Here is a 9,241-nt window from a genome sequence, read left to right as displayed (position 1 = left end):
CGCTCGGCCGGCGACCTGCTCGCCGCGCCCGCCGGCAGCGCCGTCGCCCGCACCGCCCGCGAACTGGCCGTCCGCGCCGCGGCCCGCACCGCGGCCGCCGCCATCGAAGCGATCATGGTGGAGCTGCTGCGCGAGTCCGTCAAGCTCGCCATGAAGGAGCGGCTGCGCGGCATGGTCTGGGACGTCGCCCGCGACGTCGTCGTCGACACCATGAAGACCACCTGGACCACCGCCACCCGCCCCGCGCCCGGCGACGCGCCGGGTTCCGGGCCGTCCCGGCCCCGGCCGGTCGTGGTCGAGAGCATCGTCGAACCCGACGGCCCGCACCCCGATGCCGCGCCCGCCGCCGAGCGGGGGGACGAGCCCGGCGGCGACCCGTGGGCCGCCGCGACCGGCCGGTAGCCCCGCCGGGTAGCGCCGCCGTCTGAGAACTCCATGAGAACCGCCGGTCCGGGGCCGGGCCCCTGACCGGCGCCGGTCACCGTGTGCACATGAGGGCCGGCCCGCCGGATCCGGCCCCCGCCCCGCCCGCGGACACGCGCCAGGGCGAGACGGCCCCACGGCGGCCCCGGCCGGGCACGACCGGCGCGCGGCGCCCCACGACCCGCCATATCCGCCGGACGGGACGGCTGACGCTGCGCGCCCGCCTGGCGCTGCTCACCGCGATCGCCGTCGCCCTCCCGTCGCCGCCTGCGCCGCCGCGTCCTGGACGATCACCCGCGCCCAGTCCGCGCGGAGCCTCCCGGCTCCGGGCTGGGCCTGTCGATCGTCGCCCGGTCCGTCGCCGACAGCGGCGGGACGGTCGCCCGCGTCCGCCTCCCCGGAACCGCCGACCCGCCGCCCTGCCCCCCTTCCGCCGTCTACCGTCGAACACGCCGGACGTACTCCGCCCGCAACCGGGAACGACGGCAACCGGACCCGACGACGAAGCAGGAGGACCACGATGGCCGACACCCTCGACGACGCAGCCGTCGCCGAACGGCTCAGCGCACTGCCCGACTGGACCCGCGACGGCGACGCCATCCGCCGCCAGGTGCGCGCCGCGACCTTCCTGGACGGCATCGACCTGGTCACCCGCGTCGCGCGCGCCGCCGAGGCCGCCGACCACCACCCCGACATCGACATCCGCTGGCGCACCCTCACCTTCACCCTCACCACCCACAGCGCCGGGGGCCTCACCGTCAAGGACTTCGACCTGGCCGCCCGCATCGACGGCCTCGCCGCCCGCGCCGCCGGCGACGGCCCGCACGAGTGACCGGCGTCCCGGCCCCGCCCGTCCAGGTCGCGGTGTGCGGGCCCGCCGACTGCGGCCCCCGCGAACACGACGACGCACGCGAACTCGGGCGGCTCCTCGCCGCCCGGGGCGCCGTCGTCGTGTGCGGCGGCCACGGCGGCGTCATGGCCGCCGTCGCCGCCGGGGCCCGCACCGCGGGCGGCACCGTCATCGGCGTCCTGCCCGGCGACGACCGCGCCGGCGCCGACCCCCACCTGACCGCGGCGCTGCCCACCGGCCTCGGCCAGGGCCGCAACGCCCTGATCGTCGACTCCGCCGACGCCGTCATCGCCGTCGGCGGATCCTGGGGGACGCTGTCGGAGATCGCCCTCGCCATGCGGCGCGGCCGCGTCCCCGTCGTCCAGCTCGGCGGCTGGCGCGTCCACGACGAGCACGGCGACCCGGTCGGCGGCGTCCGGCACGCCCGCGACCCCGCCGACGCGATCGCCCGCACCGGCCTGTGGCCGCCGGACTGACCCCGCCGCGCGTCAGTGCGCGGAGAACCCGCCGTCCACGAACAGCGACTGCCCCGTCACCTGCGCCGCCGACGGGCTCGCCAGGAACACCGCGGCGCCCGCGAAGTCCTCGGCCAGCCCGTTCCGGCCCGTCATCGTGCGGGCCGCCAGCGCCCGCACGCGCTCCGGGTCCGACGACAGACGCGCGTTCAGCGGCGTCATCACGAACCCCGGCACCAGCGTGTTCGCCGTGACGCCCCGGCCCGACCACGCCTCGGCCTGCGACCGCGCCAGCGCCACCAGCCCCGCCTTCGACACCCCGTACGCGCCGCTGCTCACGAACGCGCGGAACGCCTGCTGCGACGCGATGTGGATGAGCCGCCCGAATCCCCGCTCCGCCATCACGGGACCGAACCGCTGCCCGAGCAGGAACGGCGCCTCCAGGTTCACCGCCATCGTCGCGTCCCACACCTCCCGGCCCAGCTCGTCCATCGGCGGCCGCAGATTGATCCCGGCCGCGCTCACCACGATGTCGGGCTCGCCGAACACCGCCGCCGCCTCCTCGGCCGCCCGCGCCACCTCCGCCCGCGACCCCAGATCGGCGCTGACCCGCGCCGCCCGGCACCCCTGCCCGCGCAACTCCCGGACGGTGCCGTCCAGCTCGCCCTCGCGGCGCGCCACGACCACCACCGCCGCGCCCGCCCGGCCCAGCGCGCCCGCGATCGCCCGCCCGATCCCCGAACTGCCGCCGGTCACCACCGCGACCCGCCCCACCAGCGAGAACAGCGTGGTCAGATAGGGGGCGGGGGAGGGCTGCTCGCTCATCCCCTCAGCCTAGGGCCACGCCCGCCCTCGCCGCCGCCGCACCGACCGATCCGCCCCCGCGGCGACGCGATGCCGCGGGGTGCGGACCCCGGCCGGACCGTCCGGACGCCGTGCCCTGCGGGCCCGCCCGTGCCCGTGCTCGCCCGTTCGTTCGGGCGGGCGCGGCAGGCAGGACCGGGGGCGTCCGCGGTCCCGCCCTACCCGCCGCCGGCCCGATTCCCGACACGTTCCCGGTCCGCGCCGCTTTCCCGGTCGGCGGGGCGCCGTTCGTTCCCGCGCCGGTCCCCGCCCAGACGGCCCCGGTCGCCTCGGCCGCTCCGGTCGGTCCGCCGTTCGTCCGGCGGCCCCTCGCCCGGTGGGCGGGTGCCCGTGCCGTCCCGGCGGGCGTCGTCCTCGGCGTGCCGCCGCTTGCGGCGGGACACCTCCCTGGCCGCGACGCCCACCGCGATCAGCAGCGGCCCCCAGAACTTCGCCGACGCCAGAAGCGCCTGGACCCACCACGGCGCCGAGACGTCCGGCAGGTCGATGTCGGGCCACGGGACGTCCGGCAGCGGCAGGTCCGGCGGGTCCACGTCCGGCAACGAGACCTCGGGCAGGTCCACGTGCGGCCACGGGACCAGCCCCACCAGCATCCGGACCAGCACGCCCAGCCCCAGCAGCGGAAACAGCACCTTGCCCGCCGCCACCACCACGTGCCGCGACGCGTACAGCACCGGGTGCGCCCGTGCCAGCGCCTCCCGGCGGGCCGCCCTCGTCCCCTCCGGCGGCGTGAACGGGACCCCCTTGCGGGCCGTCTCAGCCGCGGGTTCGTCGCCGTCCTCGGCGCCCTCCCGGTCCCCGCCGCGAGGGACGAGTTCGCATCGCGCGGCCTGCCCGTCGACCAGCCCCACCGCGTCGAACACCGCACGAACCGCCGCGTCCCCGAACGGCACCGTCACGGGATTGAACCCCGACGCCTCACCGGCGGGCACACCGTCCACGTACAGGCGCACGGTCCTTCGCCGGCCGTCGCGGCGCGTCTCGGCCTCCAGCAGGCGGCCGTCGTGCTCCAGCGCCCAGCGGCCCACCGGCGCGCCCTTCAGCGAGATTCCCCCAGTCATGCCTCCAGTCTCCGCACCGCCGGGGGCCGCGCCATCCCTCCAAGGGCGACCGCGCATAGACCAAAGTCGACGGCCGCGCGGACCACGGCCGTTCGCGCGCCATGGCCTCCTCTGGGTACGGAGCCGGACGTCCGGGCGTCCCGCAGTGGGGACGCGGCGAAGCCGGCGGCGGCGCGCTCCCGGCCGGTGCCGCCTCCCGGGCGCGCCGAGCGGATGCGCGGGGCCCTCGCCGGACGGTCGCCGGGGGGCGGCGGAACCGGCGGCCGTCAGTCGGCGAAGCGCCAGCGGGACGCGCCGAACGGCTCGGCCGTCGCCACGCCGAACGCCGTGCGCAGCCGCAGCCGGTACACGTGCCACGGCGGCGGGCCCGCGCTCTGCGCGCTGAACGGGGCGGTCAGCGCGTCGCCGTCCACCCGCGCGGGCCAGCCGCCGTCCCGGTATCCGGCCGCGACCGGCTCGAGCACCGCCGCGTCGGTCACCCGCTCCGCCACGCCCTCCAGGACCAGGTCCGCTCCCGGCACCCGCACCGAGAGTGTGCACGCCGGGTTCGCCGCCAGGTTGCGGGACTTGCGGGTGCCCGGGCCGCTGGTGAAGTACACCTCACCGTCGTGCCACAACGCCCCCACGCCCGCCGCGTGCGGGCGGCCGTCGGGACGGACGGTGCCCAGGAACACCGGCGTCTCCATCTTCGGCAGCGCCGCCACGAGCGCGTCGCGGGCGGTGCGCCACTCCAGGGGGCCGCCGCCGTAGATGTCGAGGTCGGCCGTCTCGACGGGTTCGCGTTCGGTCATCGTCTCCTCCTTCGCCGCAGGGGCGTCACGGGTATGGACACGGCCGCCGCCGCCAACTCATCGCTCCGCCCACTGAAAGAGGACAGGAAGCGGCCTCATTCGGCGGCATACTGGCGGGCGTGACCGACACGACCTCCGGACGCCTCCTGCGGCTGCTGTCGCTCCTGCAGACCCGCCGCACCTGGACCGGCCCCGAACTGCGCGAACGGCTCGGCGTCAGCGCCCGCACGGTCCGCCGCGACGTGGAGCGGCTCCGCGACCTCGGATACCCGGTGCACGCCGACCTCGGCGCGGCCGGCGGCTACCGGCTGGAGGCCGGCGCCGCCATGCCGCCGCTGCTGCTGGACGACGAGGAGGCCGTCGCGATCGCCGTCGGGCTGCGCGGCGCGGCCGGGGGAGCCGTCGAGGGGATCGGCGAGGCGTCGGTGCGGGCCCTGGCCAAGCTGGAGCAGGTCCTGCCGGACCGGCTGCGGCGCCGCGTGACCGCCCTGCACACCGCCACCACCCCGCTGACGGGCCCGCCCGCCGGGCCCACCGTCGATCCCGCCGCGCTGGCCGTGCTCGCCGCCGCCTGCCGCGACCACGAGCGCGTCCGCTTCACCTACCGCGCGCCCGGCGCGCCCGGCGCGCCCGGCGCCTCCGGCGAGACCGGGCGGCTGGTGGAGCCGCACGGGCTGGTGTCCGCGGGCCGCCGCTGGTACCTGGTCGCCTACGACACCGGACGCGCGGACTGGCGCACCTTCCGCGTCGACCGCATGGCCGCCCCGCGCCCCACCGGCGTCCGGACGCCGCCGCGGCCGCTGCCCGCCGCCGACGCCGCCGACTTCGTCACCCGCTCGCTGGCCCGGCGAAGGCCGGTCCGGCGGGCCGTGCTGACGGTGCACGCCTCCGCCGCCGAGCTGGCCGACCGGTTCCGCGTCACCGGCGAGGAGATCGAACCCGTCGACGACCGCACCTGCACGGTCCGCACCGCCCCGGACTCCCTGGAATGGACGGCGCTGCGCATCGCGTTCCTGGACCTGGACTTCGAGGTGCGCGAGCCGCCCGAGCTCGCCGAGCGCCTCGCCGCCCTCGCCGCCCGCCTGTCGCGCGCCGCCGGAACACCGCCCGCGGCGCCCTGAGCGCGAGCCGCGGGCGGAGGCGCCGCCGGGGCGTCGCGGGCCCATGAGCGACGATGGCGGCATGAGCATCTCAGTCCGCGAGGCGCAGCGGGAGTTCACCGCCGACGTCGCCTACCTCAACACCGCCACCTACGGGCTGCCGCCGCGCGCCGCCCACGAGGCCGTCCTGGCCGCCGAACGCGACCGGGCCGCCGGGCTGATGACCGCCACCGGCCCCGACGCGTCGGTCGCCCGCTCCCGCGAGGCGTTCGCCCGGATCGCGGGGGTCCCCGCGTCCCGGGTCGCCTGCGGCGCGCAGGTGTCGTACTTCGTCGGGCTGGTCGCCGCGTCCCTGCCCGACGGCGCCCGCGTGCTGGTCGCCGAGGGCGACTTCACCTCGCTGCTGTTCCCGTTCCTCGCCCGCCCCGGCCTGGACGTGCGGGCCGTCCCCCTCGAAACGATCGTCGACCGGATCGACGACCGCACCGACGTCGTCGCGGTGTCGGCGGTGCAGTCCGCCGACGGCCGCATCGTCCCCATGGACGGCCTGATCGGCGCGGCCCGCGCGCACGGCGCCCGCGTCCTGCTGGACGCCACGCAGGCGATCGGGTGGCTGCCGGTGCCCGCCGACCGCGTCGACTGGCTGGTGTGCGGGGGGTACAAGTGGCTGCTGGGCCCGCGCGGCACCGCGTTCCTCGCCGGCACCGAGGAGGCGCTGGCCGCCCTCCCGCCGGTCGGGGCGAGCTGGTACGGCGGCGCCGACATCTGGGATTCGATCTACGGGACGCCGCTGCGGCTGGCCGCCGACGCCCGCCGCTTCGACCTGTCCCCGGCGTGGGCGAGCTGGGTGGGGCACGCCCCGGCGCTGGAACTGCTCGAACGCGTCGGGACCCCCGCGATCCACACGCACGACGTCGCGCTCGCCCGCCGGTTCCAGGCCGCGCTGGGCCTGCCGCCGGGCGACTCGGCGATCGTGTCGGTGCCCGTCCCGGACGGCACCGCCGAGCGGCTGCGCGCCGCCGGGGTGATCGCGTCGGTGCGGGCGGGGCGGCTGCGCTGCTCGTTCCACCTGACCACCACCGAGGACGACGTCGACCGCGCCGCCGCGCTCCTCGCGCCCGTCCTGGACGCCGCATCGGGCGGCGCGGGCGGCGCGGTGCACGCCCCCTGACCGGTGTCCGCCCCGCACGGCGGGCCCGGCCGGTTCACAGTCCGGCGGAGGTGACGGCGGCGTCCCGGGGACGGCGCCGGACGGCGGCGGGAGATCTTACGAGTCGCTGACGAGGTGGCCCTACAGGCGGTTTCCCGCCCGCCGGGGCCGGTCCCGCGGCCTACGTTCGTCCGCATGAACGTACTGCTCACCGGGTCGGCCGGTTTCATCGGCTCGCACATCGCCGAGGCGCTGGAGGACGCGGGCCACCGCGTCCGCGGCCTCGACACGCGCCCCGGCACCGGCCCGGCCGGCGCCCCCGCCGACGTGCGGGACGCCGCCGCCGTCGCACGGCTGCTGCGGGGCACCGACGCCGTCTGCCACCAGGCCGCCAAGGTCGGCCTCGGCGTCGACGTCGCCGACCTGCCCGACTACACGTCGGTGAACGTGCAGGGCACCGCCGTCCTGCTCGCCGAGATGGCCCGCGCCGGGGTCGCGACGCTCGTCCTGGCGTCGTCGATGGTGGTGTACGGGGAGGGCGCCTACAGTTGCGGCCTGCACGGCCCCGTGCGGCCCGGGCCGCGCCCCGCGCGGGACCTGGACGCCGGGCGGTTCGAACCCGGCTGCCCCGGCTGCGGGCGCCCGCTCGTCCCCGGCGCCGTCGGCGAGGACGTCCCGCCCGACCCCCGCAACGTGTACGCCGACACCAAGCTCGCGCAGGAGCACCTGGCCGCGTCGTGGGCGCGCGCCACCGGCGGGTCGGCGGCGGCGCTGCGCTACCACAACGTGTACGGGCCGCGGATGCCCCGCGACACCCCCTACGCGGGCGTCGCGGCGCTCTTCCGGTCCAGGCTGCTGGACGGTCGCCCGCCGCTGGTGTTCGAGGACGGCGCGCAGCGCCGCGACTTCGTGCACGTCCGCGACGTCGCCCGCGCCAACGTCCTGGCGCTGGAGCGGCTCGCGGCGGGCCCGCCCGAACCCGGCGGGCTGCGCGCCTACAACATCGCCAGCGGCGAGCCGCGCACCGTCGGGGACATGGCCGCGGCGCTGGCGGACGCGCTGGGCGGCCCGGCGCCCGAGGTCACCGGCGGGTACCGGCTGGGGGACGTGCGGCACATCGTCGCGCGTCCCGACCGGGCCCGCCGCGAGCTGGGGTTCTCCCCGGCGGTGCGGTTCGCCGAGGGCATGGCCGAGTTCGCCGGGCGCCCCCCGGCGCCGGCGAAGGTCCCCGCCGGGAGGGCCGGATCGTGATCGACGTCGTCCTGCCCTGCCTGAACGAGGCGGAGGCGCTGCCGTGGGTGCTGGCGCGGATGCCCGCCGGGTTCCGGCCGCTGGTCGTCGACAACGCCTCCACCGACGGGTCGGCGCGCGTCGCCGCCGACCACGGCGCCCGGGTCGTGGCCGCCCCGGCCCGCGGGTTCGGCGCCGCCTGCCACGCCGGCCTGCTGGCCGCCACCGCCGACACCGTGTGCGTCATGGACGCCGACGCGTCCCTGGACCCCGCCGAGCTGCACCGGCTCGTCGCCGCCCTCAACGACCTGGAGGCGCCGGGCCGCCCGCCCGGGCTGGTGCTGGGACGGCGCCGCCCGACCGGGCGCGGGGCGTGGCCGCCGCACGCGCGGCTCGGCAACGCCGTCCTGGCCCGGTCGTTGAACCGGCGCGCCGGGACCCGGCTGCGCGACCTCGGCCCGCTGCGCGCCGCCCGCCGCGCCGCCCTGACCGGCCTGGACGTGCGCGACCGCCGGTTCGGGTACCCGCTGGAGACGGTGCTGCGCGCCGCCGCGGCCGGGTGGCGGATCACCGAGATCGACGTCGCCTACCGGCCCCGCACCGGCGAGTCGAAGGTGACCGGGACGCTCGGCGGGACGGTCCGCGCCGTCCGCGACATGCGGCGCGTCCTGGCGGAGACGGGCGCATGACCGCCGCCGATCTCCTGGTGATCGCCAAGGAGCCCGTGCCCGGCCGGGTCAAGACCCGCCTGACCCCCGCCTACACGCCCGCCGAGGCCGCCGAGCTGGCCGCGGCGGCGCTGGCCGACACCCTCGACGCGGTCGCCGCCGCCCCCGCAGGGCGCCGCACCCTCGTGCTGGACGGCGCGCCCGGCGCCTGGCTGCCCCCCGGCGTGGAGGTGATCCCGCAGCGCGGCGGCGGCCTGGACGAGCGGCTCGCCAACGCGTTCGCCGACGCGTTCGCCGGCGACGGCGCGGGGCGTCCGCTCGTCCTCATCGGGATGGACACCCCGCAGGTCACCCCCGCCCTGCTCGCCGCAGCGGCGGGGGCGCTGGACGGCCGCGACGCGGTGTTCGGGCCCGCCGCCGACGGCGGGTTCTGGCTGCTGGGGCTGCGCCGCCCCGACGCGCGGCTGCTGCGCGGCGTCCCCATGTCGCGGCCCGACACCGGCGCCGCCCAGCTCGCCCGCCTGCGCGGCGCCGGGCTGCGCGTCGCGACGCTGCCGGAACTGACCGACGTCGACACCCCGCGCGACGCGGCCGGCGGCGCCGCCGGGGGCGGCGCGCCGCGGTTCGCGGCGGCGGTGCGGCGCGTCGG

The 9,241-nt window shown here is 78.5% G+C and carries 11 protein-coding genes; 8 read left to right on the top strand and 3 right to left on the bottom strand.

The window, feature by feature from the left end; all coding sequences use genetic code 11:
• The 3 genes from ACFQ11_RS36065 to ACFQ11_RS36055 form a co-directional block, all read left to right on the top strand.
• On the top strand, nt 1-402 hold a 402-nt coding region (locus ACFQ11_RS36065; protein ID WP_378307150.1), incomplete at its 5' end, for a hypothetical protein.
• A 541-nt stretch (nt 403-943) separates the two neighbouring features.
• Nucleotides 944-1,255: a 4a-hydroxytetrahydrobiopterin dehydratase gene (locus ACFQ11_RS36060; protein ID WP_378307148.1), complete on the top strand. Its 312-nt coding sequence runs from the start codon at nt 944-946 to the stop codon at nt 1,253-1,255.
• On the top strand, nt 1,252-1,749 hold the full coding sequence (locus tag ACFQ11_RS36055) for a TIGR00725 family protein (RefSeq protein ID WP_378307146.1): 498 nt from the start codon (nt 1,252-1,254) through the stop codon (nt 1,747-1,749). Before ACFQ11_RS36060 ends, ACFQ11_RS36055 begins: the two co-directional genes overlap by 4 nt.
• Nucleotides 1,750-1,761: 12 nt before the next feature.
• Here ACFQ11_RS36055 and ACFQ11_RS36050 read toward each other — a convergent pair whose 3' ends face one another.
• The 3 genes from ACFQ11_RS36050 to ACFQ11_RS36040 form a co-directional block, all read right to left on the bottom strand.
• A complete protein-coding gene (locus tag ACFQ11_RS36050) occupies nt 1,762-2,553 on the bottom strand; it encodes an SDR family NAD(P)-dependent oxidoreductase (RefSeq protein ID WP_378307144.1) in 792 nt (263 codons plus the stop codon).
• A gap of 197 nt (nt 2,554-2,750) precedes the next feature.
• Nucleotides 2,751-3,653 (bottom strand): hypothetical protein, encoded by a 903-nt coding sequence (locus tag ACFQ11_RS36045; protein WP_378307142.1) that lies wholly within the window; start codon nt 3,651-3,653, stop codon nt 2,751-2,753.
• Nucleotides 3,654-3,919: 266 nt separating this feature from the next.
• Nucleotides 3,920-4,444, bottom strand: coding sequence for a pyridoxamine 5'-phosphate oxidase family protein (locus ACFQ11_RS36040; protein ID WP_378307140.1), 525 nt, complete (start codon nt 4,442-4,444; stop codon nt 3,920-3,922).
• 119 nt (nt 4,445-4,563) lie between these two features.
• Between ACFQ11_RS36040 and ACFQ11_RS36035 the strand changes: the two genes are divergently transcribed.
• The 5 genes from ACFQ11_RS36035 to ACFQ11_RS36015 form a co-directional block, all read left to right on the top strand.
• Nucleotides 4,564-5,565, top strand: a complete 1,002-nt coding sequence (locus ACFQ11_RS36035; protein WP_378307138.1) for a helix-turn-helix transcriptional regulator — start codon at nt 4,564-4,566, stop codon at nt 5,563-5,565.
• A gap of 61 nt (nt 5,566-5,626) precedes the next feature.
• Nucleotides 5,627-6,715 carry an aminotransferase class V-fold PLP-dependent enzyme gene (locus ACFQ11_RS36030; protein ID WP_378307136.1) on the top strand — a complete coding sequence of 363 codons (1,089 nt, stop codon included), beginning with the start codon at nt 5,627-5,629 and terminating at the stop codon, nt 6,713-6,715.
• Nucleotides 6,716-6,889: 174 nt separating this feature from the next.
• Nucleotides 6,890-7,945 (top strand): NAD-dependent epimerase/dehydratase family protein, encoded by a 1,056-nt coding sequence (locus ACFQ11_RS36025; protein ID WP_378307134.1) that lies wholly within the window; start codon nt 6,890-6,892, stop codon nt 7,943-7,945.
• Nucleotides 7,942-8,613: a glycosyltransferase family 2 protein gene (locus ACFQ11_RS36020; protein ID WP_378307132.1), complete on the top strand. Its 672-nt coding sequence runs from the start codon at nt 7,942-7,944 to the stop codon at nt 8,611-8,613. The genes ACFQ11_RS36025 and ACFQ11_RS36020 overlap by 4 nt, the downstream gene beginning before the upstream one ends.
• Nucleotides 8,610-9,241, top strand: a 632-nt coding sequence (locus ACFQ11_RS36015) for a TIGR04282 family arsenosugar biosynthesis glycosyltransferase (protein ID WP_378307130.1), incomplete at its 3' end; no start/stop codon positions are given. The genes ACFQ11_RS36020 and ACFQ11_RS36015, both read left to right, overlap by 4 nt.

It is taken from the genome of Actinomadura sediminis (assembly GCF_042675525.1).
Lineage (GTDB): Bacteria > Actinomycetota > Actinomycetes > Streptosporangiales > Streptosporangiaceae > Spirillospora > Spirillospora sediminis.
Note: the sequence above shows the minus strand (reverse complement) of the source record. Positions and strands in the feature narration are given on the sequence as shown.